The sequence below is a fragment of the Rhodoferax sp. SPJ21 genome, from assembly GCF_058216335.1.
Map to the genome: position 1 here is coordinate 30,671 of NZ_JBYZMO010000006.1, position 24,468 is coordinate 55,138.

At 61.7% G+C, this 24,468-nt stretch carries 24 protein-coding genes; 14 read left to right on the plus strand and 10 right to left on the minus strand.

The window, feature by feature from the left end; translation table 11 throughout:
* Positions 1-2 precede the first annotated feature (2 nt).
* From AC4BBN_RS22240 to AC4BBN_RS22275, 8 genes are read left to right on the plus strand one after another with little or no spacing between them, the layout of a single operon-like run.
* Positions 3-224 (plus strand): TraR/DksA family transcriptional regulator, encoded by a 222-nt coding sequence (locus AC4BBN_RS22240; RefSeq protein ID WP_490594220.1) that lies wholly within the window; start codon positions 3-5, stop codon positions 222-224.
* Positions 217-507 carry a hypothetical protein gene (locus AC4BBN_RS22245; protein WP_490594221.1) on the plus strand — a complete coding sequence of 97 codons (291 nt, stop codon included), beginning with the start codon at positions 217-219 and terminating at the stop codon, positions 505-507. The genes AC4BBN_RS22240 and AC4BBN_RS22245 overlap by 8 nt, the downstream gene beginning before the upstream one ends.
* Positions 508-512: 5 nt before the next feature.
* Positions 513-1,025, plus strand: coding sequence for a DUF1804 family protein (locus AC4BBN_RS22250; RefSeq protein WP_490594222.1), 513 nt, complete (start codon positions 513-515; stop codon positions 1,023-1,025).
* On the plus strand, positions 1,018-1,638 hold the full coding sequence (locus AC4BBN_RS22255) for a DUF7338 family protein (RefSeq protein ID WP_490594223.1): 621 nt from the start codon (positions 1,018-1,020) through the stop codon (positions 1,636-1,638). The genes AC4BBN_RS22250 and AC4BBN_RS22255 overlap by 8 nt, the downstream gene beginning before the upstream one ends.
* A complete protein-coding gene (gene terL, locus AC4BBN_RS22260; RefSeq protein ID WP_490594224.1) occupies positions 1,638-3,230 on the plus strand; it encodes a phage terminase large subunit in 1,593 nt (530 codons plus the stop codon). The genes AC4BBN_RS22255 and terL overlap by 1 nt, the downstream gene beginning before the upstream one ends.
* A complete protein-coding gene (locus AC4BBN_RS22265; protein ID WP_490594225.1) occupies positions 3,227-4,780 on the plus strand; it encodes a DUF935 domain-containing protein in 1,554 nt (517 codons plus the stop codon). Before terL ends, AC4BBN_RS22265 begins: the two co-directional genes overlap by 4 nt.
* Positions 4,777-5,097 (plus strand): DUF4406 domain-containing protein, encoded by a 321-nt coding sequence (locus AC4BBN_RS22270; protein WP_490594226.1) that lies wholly within the window; start codon positions 4,777-4,779, stop codon positions 5,095-5,097. Before AC4BBN_RS22265 ends, AC4BBN_RS22270 begins: the two co-directional genes overlap by 4 nt.
* Before the next feature lies 1 nt (position 5,098).
* The gene (locus tag AC4BBN_RS22275) at positions 5,099-6,331 is read left to right on the plus strand and encodes a phage head morphogenesis protein (RefSeq protein ID WP_490594227.1); all 1,233 of its coding nucleotides are present in this window, start codon (positions 5,099-5,101) and stop codon (positions 6,329-6,331) included.
* Positions 6,332-6,618: 287 nt separating this feature from the next.
* Here the strand turns inward: AC4BBN_RS22275 and AC4BBN_RS22280 are convergent, their stop codons facing one another.
* Positions 6,619-6,747, minus strand: coding sequence for a hypothetical protein (locus tag AC4BBN_RS22280; protein ID WP_490594228.1), 129 nt, complete (start codon positions 6,745-6,747; stop codon positions 6,619-6,621).
* Between the two features lie 119 nt (positions 6,748-6,866).
* Positions 6,867-9,383 (minus strand): hypothetical protein, encoded by a 2,517-nt coding sequence (locus tag AC4BBN_RS22285; RefSeq protein WP_490594229.1) that lies wholly within the window; start codon positions 9,381-9,383, stop codon positions 6,867-6,869.
* Between the two features lie 123 nt (positions 9,384-9,506).
* Between AC4BBN_RS22285 and AC4BBN_RS22290 the strand changes: the two genes are divergently transcribed.
* Together AC4BBN_RS22290 and AC4BBN_RS22295 are read left to right on the plus strand one after the other, a co-directional pair.
* Positions 9,507-10,190: a DUF1345 domain-containing protein gene (locus AC4BBN_RS22290; RefSeq protein WP_490594230.1), complete on the plus strand. Its 684-nt coding sequence runs from the start codon at positions 9,507-9,509 to the stop codon at positions 10,188-10,190.
* Positions 10,187-11,683, plus strand: coding sequence for a phospholipid carrier-dependent glycosyltransferase (locus AC4BBN_RS22295; RefSeq protein WP_490594231.1), 1,497 nt, complete (start codon positions 10,187-10,189; stop codon positions 11,681-11,683). The genes AC4BBN_RS22290 and AC4BBN_RS22295 overlap by 4 nt, the downstream gene beginning before the upstream one ends.
* Here the strand turns inward: AC4BBN_RS22295 and AC4BBN_RS22300 are convergent.
* Together AC4BBN_RS22300 and AC4BBN_RS22305 are read right to left on the minus strand one after the other, a co-directional pair.
* Positions 11,680-12,492 (minus strand): ChbG/HpnK family deacetylase, encoded by an 813-nt coding sequence (locus AC4BBN_RS22300; protein WP_490594232.1) that lies wholly within the window; start codon positions 12,490-12,492, stop codon positions 11,680-11,682. The two genes, AC4BBN_RS22295 and AC4BBN_RS22300, sit on opposite strands and share 4 nt — an antisense overlap.
* Positions 12,489-13,502 carry a glycosyltransferase family 2 protein gene (locus tag AC4BBN_RS22305; RefSeq protein WP_490594233.1) on the minus strand — a complete coding sequence of 338 codons (1,014 nt, stop codon included), beginning with the start codon at positions 13,500-13,502 and terminating at the stop codon, positions 12,489-12,491. The genes AC4BBN_RS22300 and AC4BBN_RS22305 overlap by 4 nt, the downstream gene beginning before the upstream one ends.
* A gap of 172 nt (positions 13,503-13,674) precedes the next feature.
* On the opposite strand from AC4BBN_RS22305, the gene AC4BBN_RS22310 reads away from it, so the two are divergent.
* The 4 genes from AC4BBN_RS22310 (at position 13,675) to AC4BBN_RS22325 (ending at position 17,757) form a co-directional block, all read left to right on the plus strand.
* A complete protein-coding gene (locus AC4BBN_RS22310; protein ID WP_490594234.1) occupies positions 13,675-15,093 on the plus strand; it encodes a polyhydroxyalkanoate depolymerase in 1,419 nt (472 codons plus the stop codon).
* Between the two features lie 47 nt (positions 15,094-15,140).
* Positions 15,141-15,788 carry an RnfABCDGE type electron transport complex subunit B gene (locus AC4BBN_RS22315; RefSeq protein ID WP_490594242.1) on the plus strand — a complete coding sequence of 216 codons (648 nt, stop codon included), beginning with the start codon at positions 15,141-15,143 and terminating at the stop codon, positions 15,786-15,788.
* 134 nt (positions 15,789-15,922) lie between these two features.
* Positions 15,923-16,432 carry a putative pterin-binding protein gene (locus AC4BBN_RS22320; protein ID WP_490594235.1) on the plus strand — a complete coding sequence of 170 codons (510 nt, stop codon included), beginning with the start codon at positions 15,923-15,925 and terminating at the stop codon, positions 16,430-16,432.
* Positions 16,433-16,584: 152 nt separating this feature from the next.
* The gene (locus tag AC4BBN_RS22325) at positions 16,585-17,757 is read left to right on the plus strand and encodes a response regulator (protein ID WP_490594236.1); all 1,173 of its coding nucleotides are present in this window, start codon (positions 16,585-16,587) and stop codon (positions 17,755-17,757) included.
* Here the strand turns inward: AC4BBN_RS22325 and AC4BBN_RS22330 are convergent.
* From AC4BBN_RS22330 to meaB, 6 genes are read right to left on the minus strand one after another with little or no spacing between them, the layout of a single operon-like run.
* Positions 17,754-18,308, minus strand: a complete 555-nt coding sequence (locus tag AC4BBN_RS22330) for a VOC family protein (protein ID WP_490594237.1) — start codon at positions 18,306-18,308, stop codon at positions 17,754-17,756. The two genes, AC4BBN_RS22325 and AC4BBN_RS22330, sit on opposite strands and share 4 nt — an antisense overlap.
* Before the next feature lie 4 nt (positions 18,309-18,312).
* Positions 18,313-19,332, minus strand: a complete 1,020-nt coding sequence (bioB, locus tag AC4BBN_RS22335) for a biotin synthase BioB (RefSeq protein ID WP_490594238.1) — start codon at positions 19,330-19,332, stop codon at positions 18,313-18,315.
* A 9-nt stretch (positions 19,333-19,341) separates the two neighbouring features.
* Entirely contained in the window at positions 19,342-21,390 is a 2,049-nt protein-coding gene (locus tag AC4BBN_RS22340; RefSeq protein ID WP_490594239.1) for an acetyl-CoA carboxylase biotin carboxylase subunit, read from the minus strand.
* 9 nt (positions 21,391-21,399) lie between these two features.
* On the minus strand, positions 21,400-21,690 hold the full coding sequence (locus AC4BBN_RS22345; protein ID WP_490594240.1) for a helix-hairpin-helix domain-containing protein: 291 nt from the start codon (positions 21,688-21,690) through the stop codon (positions 21,400-21,402).
* Between the two features lie 16 nt (positions 21,691-21,706).
* The gene (locus AC4BBN_RS22350) at positions 21,707-23,239 is read right to left on the minus strand and encodes an acyl-CoA carboxylase subunit beta (protein ID WP_490594241.1); all 1,533 of its coding nucleotides are present in this window, start codon (positions 23,237-23,239) and stop codon (positions 21,707-21,709) included.
* A 30-nt stretch (positions 23,240-23,269) separates the two neighbouring features.
* Positions 23,270-24,223, minus strand: coding sequence for a methylmalonyl Co-A mutase-associated GTPase MeaB (meaB, locus tag AC4BBN_RS22355; protein WP_490594243.1), 954 nt, complete (start codon positions 24,221-24,223; stop codon positions 23,270-23,272).
* Positions 24,224-24,468 lie beyond the last annotated feature (245 nt).

Genomic DNA, 24,468 nt, shown 5'->3' on the forward strand with positions numbered 1-24,468 from the left:
CCGTGGATGAAAAGTTTCTAGAACAAGCCAGCGCCCTGGAGCAGGTGCAGCGCGACAACGCATTGCGCAATGCCCAGGACCAACTCAGTGGTTGCGGCCGAAGTGAGTGTGAAGACTGCGGCCACCCCATTCCACAGGCGCGCCGCGCAGCGCTGCCTGGTGCGGTTCGCTGCATTGCCTGCCAGTCCATTTTTGAAAATTTGAAAGTAAGAAAACATGTCTGATAACTCCAACGCAACCGCTACCGCCGTGCTGGTTGAACTCGGTCAAGTCAAGGGCCAATTGCAGGCCATGACAGACCTGCTGCGCCAGAACCATGCGGCCACGCAAACCCGTATTGAAGACTTTTCAAAGTCGGTTGGTGTGCGGTTTGACGGCATCGAGAAACGCCTGGGCACGCTGGAAGAAAACGAGCGTGGCACCGCCATCCGCGCAGCCGGTACCGGCGCGCTGGCGGGTGCCATCGTGGCCGCAGGTGTTGCCATGATCAAGGGCCTGGGCCACTAAAACCCATGGCCTACACCCCGCAAACCCGCGCCAAGGTGCGAGCCAAATACGTGCAGGGCGCGCCCCTCAAAACGGCGGCTGAAGCCTGCAAGGTGCCCTACAACACCGTGCGCAACTGGAAGCGCGAAGACGCCGAAGCCGGTAACGACTGGGACATGGGCCGCACCGCTCGCCGCATGACCAAGAGCGGTGTGGAAGAGATGGCTAACGAGGTGCTAGGCGAGCTGGCCGACCAGTTCCTGGTCACCCTGGAAGCGGTTAAGAAAGACCCCACCATGCCCGCCGCCACGCGGGCGCAAATCCTGGTGCAGCTGATGGACGGCTACGGCAAGTCCATCAAGGCAGCCAGCACCGCCATGCCCAACGCCAACCGCTTGGCCACAGCGATGGACGTGGTGAAGTTTCTCAGCCAGTTCATCACCCAGCACTACCCCAAGTTCCGCGAAACCTTTATCGCGGTAACAGAGGCTGCTGGAGCCGACTTTGTACGTGAATTTGGAGGCCAATCCCATGCTTGAAAACCTGTTTTCCTTGGTGCTAATGCCATTTCGCTACGCCGCGTTTGCCTTGGTATCCATCGCGGCGAATGTGCTGGTGTGGCTGTTATCGCCCGTGCTGGCTTTGATGGTGGTGGTAGAGCCCTGGGACGGTGCCCCCAGGGAGTTTCTGCCGCGCTGGTGCCGCTGGTTGCAGACGCACGACAACCCGCTAGATGCCTGGTGGCGCGACGGCTATTACAAAGACGCATTCGACTGGAGCGCAAAGCTCACTGATGCGGACTTTGAACAGTCTGCCTGGTTGCGCTATGTGGCGCGCATGTGCTGGCTGCAGCGTAACCCGGCCTATGGCTTGGCCACCTATGCGCTGGGCTATCGCAAGACCAAGGAATACAAGGAGGCCCGGACAAAGCGCGGCGAATGGGACACGGCTAGCACGAACATGGAGTTGGTGGTCTCTAAGTGTGACGATAGTCCGCTGTGGCAGCGTTGGGCATTTTTGTTTCATGCACAGCTCTACTACACCCGCACCCGCTATGTGCGCATCCAGATTGGCTGGAAGCTGCAGCGTGACGAGCCCAAGGTGATGCTGGCCACCCACTTCAATCCATTTCGCAAGTGGGCTAGCACCTAATGGCAAAGCAGCGCCAGCTCAAAGAAAAGCAGTTCCTGGAAGAGCTGCGGGCATTTGCGGATGAACAGCGCAAGCTGGTCGAGGCCGAGTGCGACGGCTTTGCCACGGACTTCGCGGCACGCGATGTACGCCGCACCCGCGCCCAGGTCGATTACGAGTTTTTCTGCCGCACGTACTTTCCGCACTATGTCAAAAGTGAACCCAGCCTGTTCCACCGTTGGTTCTTCGACAATGTACCCAAGCTGATCGACGAACCCCGAGGCAATTGGGTGGACATCTCCGCGCCTCGTGGTGAAGCCAAATCCACCCTGGGCACCCAGCTATTGACGTTGTGGTGTGTGGTCACGGGTCGCAAGCACTTCGTGCCCATCGTGATGGATAGCTTCGACCAGGCAGCCACCATGCTGGAAGCCGTGAAAGTCGAGCTGGAAAGCAATCCACGCCTGGCGATGGACTTCCCAGAAGCTTGCGGCGCTGGTCGCGTGTGGAATGCAGGCGTGATCCTCACCGCCAACGGGGCCAAGCTGCAAGCCTTTGGCTCTGGCAAAAAGATGCGCGGCCTACGCCACGGCCCGCACCGGCCCGACCTGGTGCTGCTGGATGATATTGAAAACGACCAGAACGTCACCCAAAAAGACCAGCGCGACAAAGTGGAAGCCTGGGTCAAGAAGACCGTTGTCCCCCTCGGTCCACCCGAGGGGACGATGGATATCGTCTACCTCAATACCATCCTGCATTACGACTCGGTGGCGAACCGCTTCCATAAAAACCCGCTGTGGAAACGCATCAAATTCCGCGCTATCACCCGCTGGCCAGACCGCATGGACCTGTGGCAGGCCTGGGAGGAAATGTTCATCAATGACGGCGAAGAAGCCGCCGATGTCTTCTACGCGCAGCACCGCGCCGAGATGGATGCTGGCTCCATAGTCAGCTGGCCCACAGTGCGCCCGCTGGTCAAGTTGATGAAGTTGCGGGCCGGTGACCACCACGCCTTCGACTGCGAGTACCAGAACGACCCAAGCAACGACGATGCAGCGTTCTTTACTCACATGCAATATTGGGTGCAGCCCCAGCGTGACTGGGTGTACTACGGTGCACACGATCCAAGCCTGGGCAAAAACAATAAAAGCCGCGACCCATGCGCCTGCCTTGTAGGTGGGTTTGACCGGTTGAGCGGCAAGCTCAGCGTTGTAGAGGCCGCAGTGGCCCGCATGGTGCCGGACCGCCAGATCAGCAAGATCATCGAATTCCAGCGCGAGTACCGCTGTCTCGTATGGGGCGTGGAATCCATCCAGTTTCAGGAGTTCTTCCGGCAGGAGCTGGTGAAGCGGTCCGCACAGCAAGGCGTAGCCGTGCCTGCCGTGGCCCTCACGCCCAACACCGATAAAGCCCTGCGCATTGAGTCGCTGAGCCCGCACGTAGCCAACGGCCTGATCCTATTTAGCCAGGCGCACACGGTACTGAATGAGCAACTTCGCCACTGGCCCGAGGCCGACCATGACGACGGCCCCGATGCTCTGCACATGCTCTGGATGCTGTGCACGAGCCGGGCGGGCGGTATCCCAAGAATCATCACCGGACCAAGAAAATGACCCCAGCACGCGGCCTACTCAAAACCCTGGGCGGATGGCTTAGTAAGCCTATTGCCACCGCTGACAGTGACCCCCAGCGCTTCTTTGGCACGCTGTACGCATTGCCCAACCCCGACCCCATCCTGCGCCAGATGGGCGAGGCAGACAAGGTGTACCAATCCATCATGGCCGATGCGCATGTGCTGGGTGAACTTCGCTCGGTGCGCGGTTCTTTTCGCTCGCAAGAATTCCGGCTAAAAGAAGGCGATGGCTCGGATACGGCATCCGCTGCAGCCTTGGAGTTGTGCCAGCAATGGCTAGCCAAGCAGCAGCCAAACGCCGTAGCCGATTGGTTGGAGGTCATGTGGCAAATGACCAGCTCCATCTTCACGGGCTACAAGGTGCATGAGCTGGTGTGGGACTTGGTAGACGGCAAATACCTGCCGGTGCAGGTGCTAGACCGGCCCAATCGGCGGTTTAAGTTTGATGTGGATGGCAAGGTGCTGCTGGTCAGTCGCGGTAACTTCCAGGGTGAACCAGTAGAGCCATACCAATTTGTGGTCAGTCGCAACATGCCCACCAATGACAACCCCTATGGGGTCGCACTCTTATCCAGCTGTTTCTGGCCGTGGACTTTTAAAACGGGTGGTTGGCGTTATTTCGTCAAATACTGTGAGCGGCATGGTTTGCCTTGGCCCGTAGGGCGCTACCCAGCGGGTACACCTGAAGACCAGCAAAACGAGTTGGCTACTGCGCTGGCCAGCATGGTCGAAGCGGGCTATCTGGTTACCCAAGAAGGCAACGGCATTGAACTGCTGGTGCCCAACAGCAGTGGCGGCAAGCTGCCACAGCAAAGCCTGATCGACCTCTGCAATAAGGAAATGTCCAAGGCCCTGACCAGCCAGGCTATGGTGGGCGAACAACTGGACGTAGGTGCACGGGCAGCAAGTGATACCGCCAAAGAGCGCCAGGATGAAGTCCACGACTCTGACCGCGACATCGCTGCTGCCGGTATGAACCAGGTTTTTGCCTGGATTACCCTGTTCAATTTTGGTGAAGGTGTTGCGGCGCCCACTTTGGAGTTCTACAAACGCGAGACGGCCAACAAGACCCGCGCCGAAACCTACCAGATTGCGGCGCAAATGGGTGCCAAGCCTTCTCGCAAGGCGATGCTGGATGAGTTAGATATACCTGGTGCAGAAGACGATGCAGATGCTTTGCTGCCAGTTGTGGCACAGGCCACTACTTCGGCAACTGCCGCGAAGCCGCCCCCACCCAAAGTGAACTTTGCAGCCATGCAGGGATTCACTTTCGCCAAGGCTGCAGGCATGACGGAAGACGAAGCCATGGCACTGGCCAGCGATGCTGCAGACCAGGCTATCGAAGACCACATGATTGCCCCGGTCTACGCCATGCTGGTGCAGTTTGAGCAAGACGGCAAGACACTGGCCCAGTTCAAAGACGCACTGGCCGACCTGGTAGGGCCGATGGACGATGAAGCCTTGCGTGAGGTGCTGGACCGGTCGCTGACATATTCAATCTTGCGTGGTGCAGCCACGAATGCAGCATGATGCGCGTCTACATTGCCGGGCCGATGACGGGGCTGCCTGATTTCAATTACCCCGCATTCAACGTTGCCGCCGCCAGCTTGCGGGCCATAGGCTACTGCGTGGAAAACCCCGCAGAAAACCCGGTGCCTCCGTGTGGCTCATGGGATGGCTATATGGCCATGGCCATAGCGCAGCTGGTGACATGTGATTGCGTGGCATTCCTGCCTGGCTGGACTAGCTCTAGGGGCGCACGGGTAGAGAACCGCCTGGCGCACGACCTGTTTTTGAAGGTCATCACCGTGGCGGCGCTGCTGGAGGGCGTGGGCTATGGCGAATGAGGTGCAACCGTTCGGTGTGAAGTTCAGCGAGGCCATCGCCTATCTGAAGGGCAAGCTGCCCGAAGCCACGCTGAAATATGACGATCTGGCCGGGCCAGTGCATGGCCCCATCTTCGCCGTGGCTGGGGCTACCCAAGCAGACGTGCTAGCAGACATCCATGGTTCGCTGGCACGCGGCCTGGAAAATGGCACCACCATCACCCAGTTCCGCAAAGACTTCGATGCCACCGTGCAGCAGCACGGCTGGACCTACAAAGGCAAACGCGGCTGGCGCACCCGCGTCATTTTCGACACCAACATGCGCACGGCCCACATGGCCGGGCGCTGGCAGCAAATCCAGGCCAACAAAGACCGCTATCCCTATTTGCAGTACCGCACGGCGGGTGATTCCCATGTACGCCCCCAGCACCGCCTGTGGTCTGGCCTGATCTACCCAGTGAACTCGCCCTTTTGGGATACGCACTATCCGCCCAACGGCTGGGGTTGCCGCTGTACCGTTCGCGCCTACGCCCAGCGCGACATCACGGACAAGAACCTGCAAGTGCAGCCCCCGTTCGACCCCGCCAAGATGAAAACCCGCGACGTGGTGACCTTGGACGGTGAACTGAAAGACCGCGTGCCCGTGGGCATAGACCCCGGCTGGGACCACAACGTAGGCAAGAGCTGGATCACACCAGAGCTGGCCCTGGGTGAAAAGTTGGCCCGCCTGCCGCTGGAATTACGCGGCCCCATGGTGGACAAAGCCATTTCACCCGCGTTTCAAACGGTGTTGAATGACCGTTTTAAGGCCTTTCGAGCCACGCTTAAAGTGGCAGGCCGCCCAAGCGGCGAAGCACAGATTGTGGGTTTCTTGGATAGCGCCACCCTGGGTGTGCTGTCCCAGGAACTGCCCGCAGTCACTCTGGAGTCCACCGCTGTGGTCGTAATGGACAACAAAACAGCCCACCTGGAAGGCAATCACAAAGCTGCATCGGCGCAGCAATGGCCCGACGACTGGATTGACGCACTGCCAGAGCACTTTCGCAACTACCGGGCTGTGCTGTGGGACATTAAAAGTGAAAGCTTGGTGGTGGTCCCGCAAGGCAGCTTCAACAACACCGTGCCCAAGATCACCGTAAGGCTCAATCAAAAGACCAAGCTGGGTAAGGCGGTTTCTGTGGTGTCTTTGGGTAGTGGCCGAATCGCCAACCTGGGAGATAACAACGCCTACAAACTGTTGGTAGGCAAGCTGTGAAGAGGGAGGCCAGGGAGTGCGCTAGGTTCCATAATCAAGTCGCCCTGCGGCGGATTGGGGCTGGTGCATTTCCAGTCCACTGACCTGGCTCAATTCTAGTCTTTGGGCATTTAACCCGCAAACTTCAAACACCCACCGGGCATTTTCTGGGCATTAAACCCACACTTTGCGCCCAATTTTGGTCACTCGCTGGATCAAAATAAACGTTTCTCACCCAATCGACCAATTTGGCCCAACCTTTTGATTCCATTGGGCTTTTTTGGAATTCCAGCCTGCATTCGGGTGGATCAATCCAAACGTCTCCCCCCTTCAAACGATGCCTGGCTACGGTCCAGCAGCGATGAGCTGACCCAAAAGCTGGCCACACCGACCACGCAAAACAGCAGCGCCAGCAAGCCCAAAATGCGTGTGCGCAAGCTGCTCATCTTTGCCTGAAGGGGTTAAGTAGCTGCATCACAAATTCCGCATCAGAATGACAAACATGCCGAATATGAAATACAAATTATTACATTTCGCATGTCGTTACCCGAACCCATCACAGCGCCGCGTTACGACTGGGCTTGGCCGCCACGGGCGGACGGGTATGGCGCAGCGTCATGCCCAGCAAAAGCACCAGGTAAAACGCAAAGGCCAGGCGGGGCACATCCAACAAGCTATCGAACAGGCCAACGACCACAAACCCGACTAGGCCGCCAGCAATGCCGGGAGCCAGCGGGTGGTCCTTGGCCCGCCCCAGGGTGACACGCCACAGCGCCGCCAGGCCCATGGCAACAAACAGCGCCAAGCCCACACCGCCCTGGTCAAACAGCTCGTTCATAAACACGTTCTTGATGTGCCAGGGCAAGTGGTTGCGGTCGCTGGAAAAGAACCAGCGCTGCAGGTCTTGCGAAAAATCTCCGTTGTCCAGAAGCTGACGACCGTCCGCGCTATTGAGCTGGATGTTGTCTACGTCCACCAGCCCCAACACGCTGTCGGTAGCAACCGAGAACGACACAATCCGCGGCGCAAACCAGGCGCCACTGGACAGCTCGCCGCCCTTGAGCGGCACCTCGAAGCTTTGCCAGTCGGTGGTCTTGGGCTCGACATACACGCCGCCCAGCAGGCAGCCAGCGCTGTACAGCAGGTGCTTCTCGCACACCTCCAGGTGCACATTCACCGGTTTGGTAACGCGTACCGACAGGCTGACTGTGACCGGCCCCTTGGGCGGCAGAATGCGCTGCGAAACGCGCAGTATCTCGCCCCAACCCATGTATTGCTGCTTGCCGCCGGCCAGCACCAAGTAGTTGTTGCCAGCCTGGCTGGACAGGCGATAGTCGCCAGGGTGCTCTATCGAGGAACGGGCAAAAAAGTAGCTGGACGGATAACGGCCCAGGCCCTTGCCCAGCACCGGGTCCAGCGGCGCATCCAACATCTGCCAGCCTTCGCTCCAGTGCGCCAAACGGGTATCCAGATCGCTGCTGCTGGTTGAGAAACGGTCCCCCATGTAGGCACCGCCACCAAAGATACCCACGATGCCCCCCACCAACAGCATGGCGGCCCCCGTCGTGGCATGCCAGCGCAGGCGATCGGGCCACAGGCTGACAGGCGCCGCACCTGCCGCAAATGCCAGCAACACTAGCACCAGCAACACCGGCAATGTGGCCTCCAGCCCCCGGCCATAGCCCCAATGCTCAGCCACCAGACCCATGCCCATCAACAGCCCCAGATAGCTGGCAAACGCCAATTGCGCCGCCAACCCCGTAGGCTGCCTATGTCCCGCTGGCGCGGCGCTACGACTGCTGGCTAGCAGCAGGCCAGCCGTCAACAAGGCACTGACCGCATAGACCAGGTACGCCCCCTTGTCCAGCGCCAATGCAATGCCCCACCAGGCTGCACACAGCAAACCACCGGCCACCAGGCCGACGATCCAATCCGCCTGCGTGAAACGTCGCAGCTGGCTAGCCAAGGGCATCAACAAGCCCATGGCGCCCAGCAAACAGGCCAATCCACGGTAGCCGCTGGACGGAAAGGTCCACCACACGCCCAGGCTGAATATGACCAACAAGGCAAGCGCCGACAACAGCCTCGCAGATGCCGGCTTTGCAACCGATGCCCCCGCCTGCGCCACCCTGCGCCGGTTGGCCAACAAATACAAAGCCCCCGTCACGCCGACCGCTATGGGCAGAGCCAGGTAGACCCCGCGCGAGAAAGTAGTTAGGCAGGCATAGGCCCCCATGCCCAGACACAGCGCAAAAGCACTCCAGCGGCGCAGCGAGCGGGCCACCAGCAGTTCACGCACCACGAATGGCAGCGTCAGGGCCAGAAAGCCGTCCAAAGCCGCGCCGCCCACATGCATCTCCCAAAACAGGGCGGTAGTCCGGTAATCGGAAGAAAAATTGAACAGATCCACAAAGGCGGAGCGCTCCCACATCGTCGCCCAGGACGCGGCGGCCAGGCCCAGAGCCAAGCCCGCTGCCAGCCAGCGGCTGGCCTGCTCGCCCCGGCGCACCACAGCGGCCCGCCACAGCGGAAACACCAGCAAGGCCAAAAAGAAGCTTTTCGCCAGACGCAGGCTATTCATGGACTCGTGGTAGCCCTGGTACCAGCCAAAACTAAAGCCACCGGCGTTGTCAAAACCCCGGACCATGGATACCAGAATTGAAATGCCGAACAGCAGTACTAGCAGCCATACGCCCCCAGACGCGTGCTGGCCGCTGCCCCGCCTGTGCTCTGCCGTCAATGGGTATAGAGTGCGCCGGGCGTACCCTCCTGCGGCCGCCGCCAGCACCAGCATGTCCAGCTCTTCAAAGGTCAGCCAGCCCGTCCAGGGTGCAAAGCCAATCAATGGCAGCAAACCCGGTATCGCCAGTAGCCAGGTATCGGGCCAGCGGTAGAAAACCGCGCAGGCCAACGCAAACAGTGCGAGCGCCACAGAAGGCAACACTGGGTAGTGCAGGGCCAGCGCCAGGCCGGCACCACCACTGGCCAGGGCCAGCAGCGCATAACGTGCGCGAAAGCGCAGAGTGCGAGGCTCTGCGCTCGCGCCGGCCAAAAGCTGCTGTTGGGAGTCCATCCTGGTCCGCCGCCGTCCGTGTTGAAGTGGGGTGATGGTATCGTACGCAAGTCCTATCCGATCGGATACGCCAGCCCGTGCCACTGCGCATCTGGCGCTGCTGACGCCCCTGTTTATGGCCCTATGAGCTCCAACCTACCCCGACGACGCTTCTCTCTACTCCGGCTCATCCGCAGCCGCCCGCGCCTGTTTTCCTCGGCTTTGGTGGGCATACTGGTCGTCCTGGTCCTGGCCTATTCGCCGGACTTTAAAACCGCTACCCGCTTGATACTGGGCTGGAACACCTTTGCTCTGATCTACCTGGCATTGGCAGCACGCATGATCTTCTATTCCGACCACGACAAGATGCGTAGCCGCGCGCTGCAACAGGACGAAGGCCGCGGCACGATACTGGCCCTGGTGGTGCTGGCTGCGCTGGCTACGCTAGGCGCCATCATTGCCCAACTGGGGGTGGTGAAAGACCTGCAAGGCTGGCTGCGCTATACCCATATCGGCCTGGCTGCCCTGACCATCGCTACATCCTGGGCCTTTACCCACGTGATGTTTGCCCTGCACTATGCCCATGACTTCTATGCGGCGCAGGTGCGCTGCAAGCCCGTAGGCCTGTCGTTCCCCGGCACGGACAAGCCGGACTATGGCGATTTTCTGTATTTCGCCTGCATCATCGGCACCTCAGGACAGACCGCCGACGTCAGCTTTACCACCTCGGCCATGCGGCGTACCGGCCTGCTGCACTGCGTGCTGGCCTTCTTCTTCAACACCACCCTGGTGGCACTGACCATCAATATTGCATCCGGGCTTCTGTGAATACACATTCCACCACGTCTTTATCCCGCCGGCTGAACAACCCAGCCCTGGTCCTGCTGTTGCTCGCGCTGTGGCTGCTGGCGACTCTGGGCGTGCGCCCACTGCTGCTGCCCGACGAAGGACGCTACGGCAATGTGGCGCGCGAGATGTTGCTGGGCGACGGCCTGGTGCCCACGCTGAACGGCCTGCCCTTCTTCCACAAGCCGCCGCTGATGTACTGGCTGGACATGGCAGCTTTTCAGGTATTTGGGGTCAGCGCCTTTGCCGCGCGTTTTGGCGCCTTCGTAGGCGCCTGGCTGATGGGCGCATCGCTGTTCCTGGCGCTGCGCCGCTGGGTCGGCCTGCGGTTTGCACTCATTGCACTGGGCATACTGGCCACCTGCCCATTCTTCTATGTAGGCAGCCAATATGCCAATCTGGACATGCTGGTGGCCGGCATGCTGACGGTGGCCGTGCTGTGCTTTGTACGCGCGCTGGAGCTGCCCAAGATAGACCTGGCCTGGCTGGTCGCTGGCTGGCTGGCCTGCGCACTGGCGATGTTGGCCAAGGGCCTGATCGGCTTCGTGCTGCCCGCACTGGTGCTCGGCCCCTGGCTGCTGGCACAGGGCCGTTGGCGGCAGATCATCGGCATGCTGCATCCGCTGGGCTTGCTGGCGTTCGGCCTGGTGGCTGCACCCTGGTTTCTGTGGATGCAGCAACGCTTCCCGGGGTTTTACGACTACTTCTTCATAGAGCAGCATTTCCGCCGCTTCGCCCAGGCCACGTTCAACAACGTCCACCCCTTCTGGTTCTATATCGCCGTGTTGCCGCTGCTGACCCTGCCGTGGAGCTTGTACTTGCGCAGCCAGTTGCAACCCAGTCCTGACGCACAAGCCCAGCCACTCAAGGGGCTGACCAGCCTGATGGTGTGGTGGGTGCTGGCCATCGTCGGATTCTTCTCGCTGCCCAGCAGCAAGCTGGTGGGCTACATCCTGCCTGCGCTGGCACCTTGGTGCGCGCTGCTGGCCGTGACAGTTGCGCGTGGCCGCGCCTGGCGTTGGCTGATACCCACCAGCGCAGCACTGTGCGTGGCTGTGGTGCTGGGCCTGGCCTGCAAGGCGCCGGGCTCGCACCGGGACGCGGCCCAAGAACTGGCCCGCGTGCAGCAAGCCGAAGACCATGTGGTGTTCGTCAACGACGCGTTTTACGACGTGCCGTTCTATGCCCATTTGCGCCAACCCGCCATCGTGCTGAGCACCTGGAGCGATGCGGATATTTCCCAGCACGACAACTGGCGCAAAGAGTTTGCCGACGCCGCCCGCTTCGACACGGCCCAGGCCGCAAAAGTGCTGTGGACGCCGGATCGCCTGGCCACGCTACGCTGCAGCCCCGGCACAACCTGGTTGGTCGCCGAGAAAAACTACAGTCTGCCGGCAGAGTTGGGCACTGCCAGCCCGGTCTTCACTGGTGCCAACGCGCAGCTGCTGCGGCTGGAAAAAACCGGCTGCCCTTAAATCGTCCCCAACACCACGTCCGCGCTGCGCAGATCCTGCGCAAAAGCCTCGCTGCGCAAGTACGCCCATTCGCGCAGCCTTGCCGGAGCAATCGGGTCCACCACAGTGTGCGCTGGGCCTTCCACGCCAGGGTGGCAAAACAGCAAGCCGCCCTGTGCGGGCAGGGCTGCCAGCCAGGCCCGCATGCGCCGGGCGTAGTCGGGATCGATGAAGTCGTAAGCCCCGGTCAAACAAGGGTTGTGGCGTATGCCCTGGCGGGCCAGCGCGCTTTGCAGCGCACGGCCACCGGTTGCCTGGATAAGCCAACGTTTCAGCCCTTCGCCCGGCCCTAGTAGGCGGCCAGTGGCGCGCACGGCCGGCATGGGCGATAGCGACGTGACCAGCGCCAGCAGCTCCTGCCTCACACCGGGCAAATGGTGTACGTGCTGGTGGCCATCTACGAAATGCGGAGCAGCGCCAGTTGCATCGGCAAACGCCTGCCACTGCGCCCGCAACTCCAGGGCAATCGCAGCCATCGGCAGTTGCCGCAGGTGCGCAGCCAGAATCAGCTTCGGCAAAGCCAGGAAGCGCGGCCAATGGCGGCGCAGCTCAGGGCTCAGGGGTTGGCCCTCCGTCAGGTTGAAATGCAGTCCGCGCTGCACGGCGGCTGGCATGGCCGCCAGCAATGGCAAAGAAGCTTGCCAACCCGGCGCCTGGGGCATGCAAGACACCAGATTGATGCGGCCGGCCTGGGCCAGCTGCGCAATCCCTTCCGAAATACCTGGCGTCAGACCAAAATCATCGGCGCAGATGGCCAAAACACGCGTCACCCGGCCTGCCCTTCATCCGCACCATCGGTAAACGTGCTGCGCCCTTGCTCAGACGCCACGATGTAGATGGGCCGGTGTTTCACCTCGTCAAAAATCCGCCCCACGTATTCGCCCAGTATGCCGATGGACAGCAGCTGCACGCCGCTGAAAAACATCATGCTGGTCGCCAAGGTGGCCCAGCCGGGCACGGCCTCGGAATCGATATAGTGCTCCATCACGATCCAGCAACCAAACAACAAGGCGCCCAACGCGATCAAAGAGCCCAACGCACTCCATAAGCGCAGCGGAAAATTGGTAAAGGTGGTGACACCGGTAAATGCCAGCCGGGCCAGTCGCTTGAGCGAGAAGCTGCTCTGCCCGGAAGCCCGTTCGTGCGGCGTGTAGGGCAGTATCTGCGTGCGAAAACCCACCCAGGCAAACAGGCCCTTCATGAAGCGGTTGCGCTCAGGCAAGGACTTCAGGGCATCTACCACGCGGCGGTCCATCAGCCGGAAATCCCCGGCGTCCACAGGTATGTGCACCGAAGAATTGGTGTTGATCAGCCGGTAGAACAACCAGGTCCCGAGGCGCTTGGCCACGGTTTCGTCAGCGCGCGACGAACGTGCAGCACACACCATGTCAACGCCTTCGCGCCAGGCATGCAGCATGGGGCCCAGCATGTCTACCGGGTGCTGCAAATCGGCATCCATGCAGACCACTACATCGCCCTGGGCGTGTTCAATACCGGCGGTAAGTGCACATTCCTTGCCGAAATTGCGGCTCAGGCGCAGATACCGCACGCCGGATGCACTGACCCAGGGCAACATGGCCAAGGGCGTGGCGTCCCGGCTGCCATCGTCCACCACCAGCACCTCCCATTCGTCTGTCAACTGGCGCAATGCGTGCGTTAGCCCAGTCAGCATGGCAGGCAGGTTGGACGCCTCGTTATAGGCGGGCACCACCACGCTCATGCGCGGGCGCAAGGAACGGGTTGAAGAAGATGCCTGCGCCGCAGCCGGTTCGTTATTCATAAAAACTATATTATTCAAGCCCTCGGAGCCCCTGTCCGATTCGCGAGGCCCAAGTGTAGGTGTTCGCCGTAACGCTGCCGTGAACGCGCGTATTGGTGTTTCCTCTCCACTTAAAAGAACAAGCAACTGCTATATTGCACTGCAACAATACTTTCCCCCTGCTGAAACCACCATGCTCTACCAAATCTACGAAACCCAGCGCGCGTTGATGGAGCCGTTTGCAGATTTTGCGCAAGCAGCTTCCAAGCTTTACAGCACCCCCATGTCCCCCCTCGGGAAAACCAGCCTGTCGCAGCGCGTGTCTGCCGGCTATGACCTGCTCTACCGCCTGGGCAAGGACTATGAGAAGCCCACATTCGGCTTGCAAACCATCGAGGTAGATGGCACCAATATCGCCATCCACGAGCGTGTGGAAATCGACAAGCCCTTCTGCGAACTGCGCCGTTTCAAGCGCTTCACTGACGACATACACACCCTGACCCAGCTCAAGGGCCAGCCCGCCGTGCTGATCGTGGCCCCGCTGTCGGGCCACTACGCTACGCTGCTGCGCGACACTGTCAAAACCATGCTGAAAGACCACAAGGTCTACATCACCGACTGGAAGAATGCCCGCCTGGTGCCCTTGTCCGAAGGTGAGTTTCACCTGGACGACTACGTGAACTATGTGCAGGAGTTCATTCGCCACCTGCAAGGTATTTACGGCAACTGCCATGTCATGAGCGTATGCCAGCCCACCGTGCCGGTGCTGGCAGCCGTGTCGCTGATGGCCTCGCGCGGCGACCTGACCCCTCTGACCATGACCATGATGGGCGGCCCCATCGACGCCCGCAAGTCACCCACGGCGGTGAACAACCTGGCCATGAACAAGAGCTACGAGTGGTTCGAAAGCAATGTGATCTACAAGGTGCCGTCCAGCTTCCCCGGCGCAGGCCGCAGGGTCTACCCGGGTTTCCTGCAGCACACCGGCTTCGTAGCCATGAACCCGAACCACCACGCCAAGAGCCATTACGACTACTTCCAGGACCTGATCAAGGGCGACGATGTGGGCGCCGAGGTGCACCGCAAGTTCTACGACGAATACAACGCCGTGCTGGACATGGACGCGAATTACTACCTGGAAACCATCTCCACCGTTTTCCAGGACTTCAAGCTGGTCAACGGCACCTGGAACGTGCGCGGCATAGACGGCAAGATCGAACTGGTGAAACCGCAAGACATCAGCCAGACAGCCCTGCTCACCGTGGAAGGCGAATTGGACGACATCTCTGGCTCCGGCCAAACCCGTGCTGCCCACGATCTGTGCACGGGTATCCCCACCAGCCAACAGCAGCACTACGAAGTCCAGGGCGCAGGCCACTACGGCATCTTCAGTGGCCGCCGCTGGCGCGAAATGGTCTACCCCGAGGTCAAGGCGTTCATCAAGGCGCACAGCCAGGTTGCCGCCGCCTCGACACCCAGCACCACCACACCTGCGACGCCCGCTGCACTGGCCAGCCCAGCTCCAGTAGCAACTGTGGCGGAGAAGCCGGCAGCCGCCGAACCTGTGGCCCGCAAGGCGACGGCACGCAAACCTGCGGCCCAGAAAGCCTGATTCAGCGTAAGGTCCAGGTGCCAGTGCTTTCACCCCCCTCGGCACGCATGCTGCAGGCCGAGCAGATCAACGCTGCGCTTCCCCAGACCCAGTGCACGCGTTGCGGCTACCCGGACTGTGCATCCTATGCACAGGCCATAGCCGCTCTGGAAGCCCCCATCAACCAATGCCCACCCGGCGGAGCCGAGGGCATTGCGCGGCTGGCACGCATTACTGGGCAGGTGGTCGTACCGCTGAACCCCACCTTTGGGGTGGAAACCAGCCGCGCTGTCGCCGTGGTCGATGAAAGCTGGTGCATAGGCTGTACGTTGTGCTTAGCCGCCTGCCCCACAGACGCCATTCTGGGCAGCAACAAACGCATGCACACCGTCATCGAGGCGCATTGCACCGGCTGCGAACTGTGCCTGCCCGTCTGCCCTGTGGACTGCATCCAGCTAGTGAACGCCAGTGGCGAGCGCACCGGCTGGGACGCCTGGTCAGCCGCCGAGGCACTTAACGCCCAGGCTCGCTATTCAATCCATAGCAGCAGGCGCAATCAGGATATGCGCCAAGCCGAGAAAACATCTGAAAAATCTAGCCAAGTAGCCGCCCCCGCCACAGTAGCTGACCCGCTCCCGGCTGCAGACTCCAAGCAGGCCACCATCGCCGCCGCTCTGGCGCGTGCGCGTGCCCGGCGCCAGCCCAGCGGCAGCTGACCGCACCATCCACAAAGGGGAGCATGCCCCGGGGCCGATAGCAACTAAAAGCCTACAACGCGGGAGTCGGCCTTGTTATAGTCAATTGGCGTTACAAAATGCCACATCGATCAGCCGTGCCCAGGAGCCTGTACATGCAAAACTCTCTGCGAAACATCCGAATCTTGGCCTGCACCCTGGGTGCTTTCTGGACGTTCTCGGTGATGGCCCTGGACAAACCGGAGGGGCGCGTCATCCTGACCATCAGCGGCACCATCACGCAGGCCAATGTGGGCGCCAATGCGGAGTTCGACATGAAGATGCTGGAGAAACTGCCGCAAAAAACCTTCACCGTGCAAACCCCCTGGTATGCCACGCCGGTCAGCTTCACCGGTCCCTTGCTGCGCGATGTACTAGCCGCTGCGGGTGCGAAGGGCAACAAGATCGTGGCTACGGCACTGAACGACTACAAGACCGACATCCCGTTTGACAATGCCGTCAAGTTCGACACCATCGTCGCCCGCTTGATGAACGACAAGCCTATGCCGGTGCGCGAAAAAGGCCCACTGTTCATCGTCTACCCGTTTGACACCAAGCCCGAGCTGCGCACTGAAATCTATTACAACCGCTCGGCCTGGCAGCTCAGCGGCCTGAAGATCCAATAAAGTCTTCGCGGTCACCGGGTATGTCCAGCAGCCCCCAAGCCAGGCCCAGGCCCGCCACCGCCAGAACCGGCATAGACCGGCCCGCTCTTTCACACGCTCTGCAGTAAAGCGTACGTGCCAGCCATGCACGTACCGAACGACGAGGAGATCCTATGAGCCATCCATCCGATGCGCCAGACAGACTGACAGTACTGGTGGTAGACGACACGCCAGACAATCTGTCATTGATGAGCAACCTGCTGCGCAGCGTGTACCGGGTCAAACTGGCGCCGAATGGCGAGCGCGCGCTGAAAATTGCCCAGGCGGATGACAAACCCGACCTGATCCTGCTCGACATCATGATGCCCGACATGGACGGCTACGAGGTCCTCCGCCAACTGCAGGCACAAGCAGCAACCGCGAATATCCCGGTCATCTTCCTCACCGCGATGAGCGCCACGGAGGACGAGAAGATTGGCCTCGACCTGGGGGCCGTGGACTACATCACCAAGCCCATCAGCCCCGCCACCGTCATGTCCCGGGTACGCAACCACCTGGAGCTCAAACGGGCCCGCGACTTTCTGCAGAACCAAAGCCGCTACCTGGAGCTGGAGGTGCAAAAACGCACCCGCGAAGTTGCCGCCATCCAGGACATTACCGTGCGTGCCATCGCCCTGCTGGCCGAAACCCGCGACAACGAGACCGGCAACCATTTGCGGCGCACCCAGAAATACGTGAAAGCGCTAGCGCAGCAATTGCAGACCCACCCGCGCTTCAGCGACGAACTGACCGATGCGGCCATCGAGTCGCTGTACAAGTCTGCGCCGCTGCACGACATCGGCAAAGTCGGCATACCCGACCGCATTTTGCTCAAGGAAAGCAAGCTGGACTTCAACGAGTTCGAGATCATGAAGACCCACACCACGCTGGGCCACGCAGCGCTGGTCAAGGCCGAAGAAGGCGCCGACTACGCCACGGCATTCCTGCGCTACGCCAAGGAAATCACCCTCTGCCACCAGGAGAAATGGGATGGTTCGGGCTACCCGCAGGGCCTGCGGGGCGACGCCATACCCATCTCCGCGCGGCTGATGGCGCTGGCAGATGTGTACGACGCACTGATCTCCAAACGCGTCTACAAGCCCGGCTTCAGCCATGCCGAGGCCAGCGGCATCATCCACCGGGGCAGTGGCTCCCATTTCGACCCGGATATCGTGACGGCCTTCGGCGCCATCGAGGCGCAATTCCAGAAAATTGCCATCGATTTCGCCGACGATGACGGCATGGCGTCGGCCGAGGTATACCGCATGGCCCAGGAATTCGCGGCCGAATCCAGCAGAAAAGTTTAGGCCGGCACCTGCGCCCAGCGCGCGAATGCCCCCACCACTTCGGGCGGCGCCTGCACCAGTTCAATCAGCACGCCCTCGCCCGACACCGGGAACGCCTCGTTCGACTTGGGGTGCACAAAGCAGATGTCAAAGCCCGCAGCCCCTTTGCGGATGCCGCCTGGCGCAAAACGCACGCCCTGGGCCGTCAACCACTCCACGGCCAGCGGCAAGTCGTCCACCCACAGGCCCACATGGTTCAGCGGCGTGGTGTGCACCGCTGGCTTTTTGTCTACGTCCAGAGGCTGCATCAGGTCCACCTCGACCTTGAACGGGCCACTGCCGAGGGCGCAAATATCTTCGTCTACGTTCTCGCGCTCGCTGACGAAGTTACCAGTGACCTCCAGGCCCAGCAAGTCCACCCACAGCGTGCGCAGACGCTGCTTGTCGGGGCCGCCAATGGCGATTTGCTGGATGCCCAGGACTTTGAATGGCCTGTCCTGAGCCTGTCGAAGGAGCCTGTCCTGAGCCTGTCGAAGGAGCCTATCCTGAGCCTGTCGAAGGAGACGGGTCATCGGTTTAAGCCGCCAGCATGCCCGACGTAGGCAAGCCCAGCTTGGCCAGCAGTTGGCGGTCGGCTTCCACATCCGGGTTGCCGGTAACCAGCAGCTTGTCGCCGTAGAAGATCGAATTCGCACCGGCCAGGAAGCACATGGCCTGCACGGCCTCGCCCATCTGCTGGCGGCCGGCAGAAAGACGCACGCGGGTGGTCGGCATGGTGATGCGGGCCACGGCGATCACGCGCACAAACTCCAGCGGGTCCAGCGGGGGGGCATCGGCCAGCGGCGTGCCCTCCACGCGCACCAGGTTGTTCACCGGCACCGATTCGGGGTAGCTGGGCTCCAGATTCGCCAGCTGGGCCACCAGGCCGGCGCGCTGGGCGCGGGTCTCGCCCATGCCGACGATGCCGCCGCTGCAGACCTTCACGCCAGCGCCGCGCACGCGGTCCAGCGTGTCCAGGCGGTCCTGGTAGACGCGGGTGTCGATGATGTCGCCGTAGAAGTCGGGCGAGGTGTCCAGGTTGTGGTTGTAGTAGTCCAGGCCGGCATCGCGCAGCTGGGCGGCGTGGCCGTCTTCCAGCATGCCCAGGGTGGCGCAGGTTTCCATGCCCAGAGCCTTCACGGCTTTCACCAGCTCGGCCACGTTGTCCACATCGCGGTCCTTCGGGCTGCGCCAGGCAGCTCCCATGCAGAAGCGCGTGGCACCGGCCTCCTGGGCCGCCTTGGCGGCTGCCACCACCACGTCCACGCCCAGCATCTTGGTGGCCGGGGTCCCGGTGTCGTAGTGCACCGACTGCGGGCAGTAGCCGCAGTCTTCCGGGCAGCCACCGGTCTTGATGGACAGCAGGGTCGACAGCTGTACGTCACCGGCGGGGAAGTTCTCGCGGTGCACGGTTTGGGCGCGGTGCATCAGCTCCAGGAAAGGCAGCTCGAACAGCGCCTCGACTTCGGCCAGGGGCCAGCGCTCTTCGGAATTCGCCACGGGTTTCGGAGCCGCACGGTGCAAAGTGATCGGCTGTTCAAGGGTCGCAGTATTCATAGGTGTTGCTTATTCAAATCGGACAATGGGCTGGTCTACAGACAGGGATTCTCCCTTAGCTGCCAGGACCTCTTCCACCACGCCATCGGCGGCGGCAAACAGCACATTTTCCATCTTCATGGCTTCGATCACAGCGACGCGCTCGCCGGCCTGCACTTTTTGGCCCGGCTGCACCGCCACATCCACCAGCAAACCCGGCATGGGCGAGAGCACAAACCGGCTCATATCCGGCGGCGCCTTGTAAGGCATCAGGGCATGCAGAACTGCGGCGCGCGGCGACAGCACCAGGGCATCCAGCTGGCGGCCATCGTGCGCGATGCGCAGGGCCAGCGGGTTGCGCAAGGTGCCGCGTTCGACCTGTGCCGTGAAGGGCTGGCCGTTGCAGGTGCCGTGGATGCGCGGTGATCCCAGGCGAGCATTACTACAAAATTTATAGCTGCTTGCGCCTATAGATACTGCGCTAGAGCCAGTTTTTCCTTCAAAGTCCTGCACACGCACCTGGGTGTGCACCGCATGCCCGCCGGCGCCCAGGGCCACCACAGTAAAGTCCTCGCCCACCTCCACCTCGTGCCCGACCACCTGGCCGTGGATGCCGCTGGCGCGGTCGCGGTAGCGGCGGTGCACAAAGGCGGCCAGGGCCAGCAGAAAGTCGGGGTCTGCATGCGGCACGTCCTCGGCACGGAAGCCACTGGCGTATTGCTCGGCGATGAAACCGGTGTTGAAGTCGCCGGCCACAAACTTCGGGTGGGCCAGCAGCGCCGCCTGGAACGGGATATTGCTGCTCACGCCGCGAATCACAAAGCCGTTCAGCGCCTCGCGCATCTTGGCAATCGCATCCAGCCGGTCCGTGCCGTGCACGATCAGCTTGGCGATCATGGAGTCGTAGTACATCGGGATCTCGCCGCCGTCCTGCACGCCGGTGTCCACGCGCACGCCGTACAAATCCTGCGTGTTCGCCTGGAACATGGTTTCCTTCGGCGGCTGAAAGCGCACCAGGCGCCCGGTGCTAGGCAGGAAGTTGCGGAACGGGTCTTCAGCGTTGATGCGGCACTCTATTGCCCAGCCATTGCGCTGCACGTCGGCCTGCGCCAGCGGCAGCTTCTCGCCAGCCGCCACGCGGATCATCAGCTCTACCAGGTCCAGGCCGGTGATGCATTCGGTCACCGGGTGCTCCACCTGCAGGCGGGTGTTCATCTCCAGAAAGTAAAAGCTCTGGTCCTTGCCGACCACGAACTCCACCGTGCCCGCGCTCTGGTACTGCACGGCCTTGGCCAGGGCCACGGCCTGCTCGCCCATGGCTTTGCGCGTGGCGTCGCTGATGAAGGGGCTGGGCGCCTCTTCAATCACCTTCTGGTGGCGGCGCTGGATGGAGCATTCGCGCTCGTTCAGGTAGATCACATGGCCATGCGCATCGCCCAGCAGCTGGATCTCGATATGGCGGGGTTCCTCGACAAACTTTTCGATGAAAACGCGGTCGTCGCCAAAGCTGTTGCGCGCCTCGTTGCGGCAGCTGGTAAAGCCCTCCAGCGCCTCCTTGTCGTTATAGGCCACGCGCAGGCCCTTGCCGCCGCCGCCGGCGCTGGCCTTGATCATCACCGGGTAGCCTATGCCCTGGGCGATTTGCACCGCGCGCTCGGCCGTTTCTATGGCGTCATTGACGCCCGGGATGCAGTTCACACCTGCGGCAGCCGCTAGCTTTTTGGAAGCAATCTTGTCGCCCATGGCCGCTATCGAATGGTGCTTGGGGCCGATGAAGACAATGCCCTCCTCCTCCACCCGCTTGGCAAACTCGGCGTTCTCGCTCAGGAAGCCATAGCCCGGGTGCACCGCCTGCGCGCCGGTAGCCTTGCAGGCGGCGATGATCTTGTCGGCCTGCAGATAGCTCTCGCGGCTGGGTGCTGCGCCTATGTGCACGGCCTCGTCGGCCAGATCCACGTGGCGGGCGTCCTTGTCGGCGTCGGAATACACGGCCACGGTTTGGATGCCCATCTTGCGGGCGGTGGTGATGACGCGGCAGGCGATTTCGCCGCGGTTGGCGATCAGGATTTTTTTGAACATGGAATAGTCCTAAGTTTTATTCTTCAGCAAGGCTTTGCGTTCGGCGGTGAAATCCCACCAGGGCTGGCGCGGGCCGCCTTGCATGAATTTCTTGGCCGCCATGAAGGTGTCCAGCACGCAGGGGTCGTGGCGCTGACCCATGGGGCCGCGCAAGGCCTCGTACACCTGCAGCGGGTCCATGGCGGCCACGTCGGCTGGTGTCTGAACCCCTAGACCACGCAGATCCTGCGCAATCGAGGCGCCGATATTGGGGATGTCGGTCAGCACGCGGGCTTGGGCCGCAGTCTCGGCTTTGGGCATGGCTTTCTGACCGGCTTTACAGCGGAATATTGCCGTGCTTGCGCCACGGGTTTTCGATCTTCTTGCTGGCCAGCATGACTAGGCTGCGACAGATGCGCTTGCGGGTCTCGTGCGGCAGGATCACGTCGTCGATATAGCCGCGTGCGCCGGCCACAAAGGGGTTGGCGAAGCGGGCCTTGTACTCGGCTTCCTTGGCGGCCAGCTTGGCCGGGTCGCCCTTGTCGTCGCGGAAGATGATTTCCACCGCGCCCTTGGCGCCCATCACGGCGATCTCGGCGTGCGGCCAGGCGAAGTTGACGTCGCCGCGCAGGTGCTTGGAGGCCATCACGTCATACGCGCCGCCATAGGCCTTGCGGGTGATGACGGTGACCTTGGGCACGGTGCATTCGGCGTAGGCATACAGCAGCTTGGCGCCGTGCTTGATGATGCCGCCGAACTCCTGGCTGGTGCCGGGCATGAAGCCGGGCACGTCCACGAAGGTGATCACCGGAATGTTGAAGGCGTCGCAGAAGCGGATGAAGCGCGCGGCCTTGATGCTGCTCTTGATGTCCAGGCAACCGGCCAGCACCAGGGGCTGGTTGGCCACGATGCCGACCGTCTGGCCCTCCATACGGGCGAAGCCAATGAGGATGTTTTTCGCGTACTCGGGCTGGATCTCGAAGAAGTCGCCGTCGTCCACCGTCTTGGTGATCAGCTCCTTCATGTCGTAGGGCTTGTTGGGGTTGTCTGGCACCAGGGTGTCCAGGCTGTAGTCCATGCGGTCGGCGCGGTCGCCACTGGGGCGCAGGGGGGCCTTTTCGCGGTTGTTCAGCGGCAGGTAGTTGTACAGGCGGCGCAGCATCAGCAGGGCCTCCACGTCGTTCTCAAACGCCAGGTCGGCCACGCCGCTTTGCGTGGTGTGGGTGATGGCGCCGCCCAGCTCCTCGGCTGTCACTTCCTCATGCGTCACGGTCTTCACCACCTCGGGGCCGGTGACGAACATATAGCTGCTGTCCTTCACCATGAAGATGAAGTCGGTCATGGCCGGGCTGTACACCGCGCCACCTGCGCAGGGACCCATCACCATGCTGATCTGCGGCACCACACCGCTGGCCATGGCGTTTTTCAGGAACACATCGGCATAGCCGCCGAGCGAAGCCACGCCCTCCTGGATGCGTGCGCCGCCCGAGTCGTTCAGGCCGATGACGGGCGCGCCGACCTTCATGGCCTGGTCCATGATCTTGCAGATTTTTTCGGCATGGGCTTCGCTCAAAGCGCCGCCGAACACGGTGAAGTCCTGGCTGAAGACGAACACCAGGCGGCCATTGATCATGCCGTAGCCGGTGACCACGCCGTCGCCGGGAATCTTGTTGTCGGCCATGCCGAAGTCGGCGCAGCGGTGCTCGACAAACATGTCCCATTCTTCGAACGTGCCTTCGTCCAGCAGCAGCTCCAGCCGCTCGCGGGCTGTGAGCTTGCCCTTGCTGTGTTGCGCGTCTATACGCTTTTGCCCGCCGCCCATGCGGGCTTGTTCACGCTTGGCTTCCAGCTGTTCCAGGATGTGTTGCATAAGAATGGTTGCTCCGTTTTTGATAGCTAGCTACGCAGATATTTGCTGCGCCAGCAATAGATTTCGTGCTGCAGTGGATGCGGGCAGCCGCCCTGCCGCCACCTCGGCCTGCAGCTGCGGCAACAGGGCCTGCACCTGCGGGTGCTGGCGAAAGGCCTGCTTCAGCCCCGCGTCAATGCGCTCCCACATCCAGGCCAGCGACTGCTGCTGGCGCCGGGTCTGCCAGTTACCGTTGGCGGTTTGCAGCTTTTGGAACTGCAGGGCTGCGGCCCAGAACGCCTCCACGCCCTGGCCACCCAGTGCGCTCAGCAGCAGGGCCTGCGGCCGCCAGTGGGCGTCGTCGTGCGGGCCAAACAAGCCCAGCAGCTGCATGGCCGAGGTCATTTGCAGCTGGGCGCGCTGGGCTGCCAGTGCGTCGATGTCGGCCTTATTGATCAGCACCAAGTCGGCCAGCTCAACCACGCCTTTTTTGATGGCCTGCAGGTCGTCACCGGCGTTGGGCAGCTGCATCAGCACGAACATGTCCGTCATGCCGGCCACGGCCGTCTCAGACTGGCCCACGCCCACGGTTTCCACAATCACTACGTCATAACCCGCGGCCTCGCAGACCAGCATGGCCTCACGCGTCTTCTCGGCCACGCCGCCCAGGGTGCCGCTGCTGGGGCTGGGGCGGATGTAGGCGCGCTCGTGCACCGACAGTTGTTCCATGCGCGTCTTGTCGCCCAGGATGGAGCCACCAGATACCGTGCTGGACGGGTCGATGGTCAGCACTGCCACGCGGTGGCCCTGGCCTATCAGGTACAGGCCCAGCACCTCGATGAAGGTGGACTTGCCCACGCCCGGCACGCCGCTAATGCCGAGGCGGAAGGATTTACCGGTGTGCGGCAGCAGCGCGGTCAGCAACTCATCCGCCTGTGCGCGGTGGTCGGCGCGGGTGGATTCGAGCAGGGTGATGGACTTGGCGATGGCGCGGCGCTGGGCCATCGGGCTACCCACCGCAATCACCTGCTCAACCCCCACCGTTCGCCCTGAGCTTGTCGAAGGGCCCGTCCTGAGCTCTGTCGAAGGGTCTGAATAGGCTTCGACAGGCTCAGCCCGAACGGAATTATGAGACTTGGCTACCTCTTTGATGTTGGCTTCGACAAGCTCAGCCCGAACGGTTGGTGGTGGCGAGTCTGGTGATCCTTGAGGTAGGCCCAGGAAGGCGTCGACAGGCTCAGCACGAACGG

Excerpts from the sequence above, each read along its gene's own strand:
- AC4BBN_RS22245 (WP_490594221.1), top strand. The coding sequence starts at position 217 with ATGTCTGATAACTCCAACGCAACCGCTACCGCCGTGCTGGTTGAACTC.
- AC4BBN_RS22250 (WP_490594222.1), top strand. The coding sequence starts at position 513 with ATGGCCTACACCCCGCAAACCCGCGCCAAGGTGCGAGCCAAATACGTG.
- AC4BBN_RS22255 (WP_490594223.1), top strand. The coding sequence starts at position 1,018 with ATGCTTGAAAACCTGTTTTCCTTGGTGCTAATGCCATTTCGCTACGCC.
- terL (WP_490594224.1), top strand. The coding sequence starts at position 1,638 with ATGGCAAAGCAGCGCCAGCTCAAAGAAAAGCAGTTCCTGGAAGAGCTG.
- AC4BBN_RS22265 (WP_490594225.1), top strand. The coding sequence starts at position 3,227 with ATGACCCCAGCACGCGGCCTACTCAAAACCCTGGGCGGATGGCTTAGT.
- AC4BBN_RS22270 (WP_490594226.1), top strand. The coding sequence starts at position 4,777 with ATGATGCGCGTCTACATTGCCGGGCCGATGACGGGGCTGCCTGATTTC.
- AC4BBN_RS22285 (WP_490594229.1), bottom strand. The coding sequence starts at position 9,383 with ATGGACTCCCAACAGCAGCTTTTGGCCGGCGCGAGCGCAGAGCCTCGC.
- AC4BBN_RS22290 (WP_490594230.1), top strand. The coding sequence starts at position 9,507 with ATGAGCTCCAACCTACCCCGACGACGCTTCTCTCTACTCCGGCTCATC.
- AC4BBN_RS22305 (WP_490594233.1), bottom strand. The coding sequence starts at position 13,502 with ATGAATAACGAACCGGCTGCGGCGCAGGCATCTTCTTCAACCCGTTCC.
- AC4BBN_RS22310 (WP_490594234.1), top strand. The coding sequence starts at position 13,675 with ATGCTCTACCAAATCTACGAAACCCAGCGCGCGTTGATGGAGCCGTTT.
- AC4BBN_RS22315 (WP_490594242.1), top strand. The coding sequence starts at position 15,141 with ATGCTGCAGGCCGAGCAGATCAACGCTGCGCTTCCCCAGACCCAGTGC.
- AC4BBN_RS22320 (WP_490594235.1), top strand. The coding sequence starts at position 15,923 with ATGCAAAACTCTCTGCGAAACATCCGAATCTTGGCCTGCACCCTGGGT.
- AC4BBN_RS22325 (WP_490594236.1), top strand. The coding sequence starts at position 16,585 with ATGAGCCATCCATCCGATGCGCCAGACAGACTGACAGTACTGGTGGTA.
- AC4BBN_RS22330 (WP_490594237.1), bottom strand. The coding sequence starts at position 18,308 with ATGACCCGTCTCCTTCGACAGGCTCAGGATAGGCTCCTTCGACAGGCT.
- bioB (WP_490594238.1), bottom strand. The coding sequence starts at position 19,332 with ATGAATACTGCGACCCTTGAACAGCCGATCACTTTGCACCGTGCGGCT.
- AC4BBN_RS22340 (WP_490594239.1), bottom strand. The coding sequence starts at position 21,390 with ATGTTCAAAAAAATCCTGATCGCCAACCGCGGCGAAATCGCCTGCCGC.
- AC4BBN_RS22345 (WP_490594240.1), bottom strand. The coding sequence starts at position 21,690 with ATGCCCAAAGCCGAGACTGCGGCCCAAGCCCGCGTGCTGACCGACATC.
- AC4BBN_RS22350 (WP_490594241.1), bottom strand. The coding sequence starts at position 23,239 with ATGCAACACATCCTGGAACAGCTGGAAGCCAAGCGTGAACAAGCCCGC.
- meaB (WP_490594243.1), bottom strand. The coding sequence starts at position 24,223 with ATGGCCCAGCGCCGCGCCATCGCCAAGTCCATCACCCTGCTCGAATCC.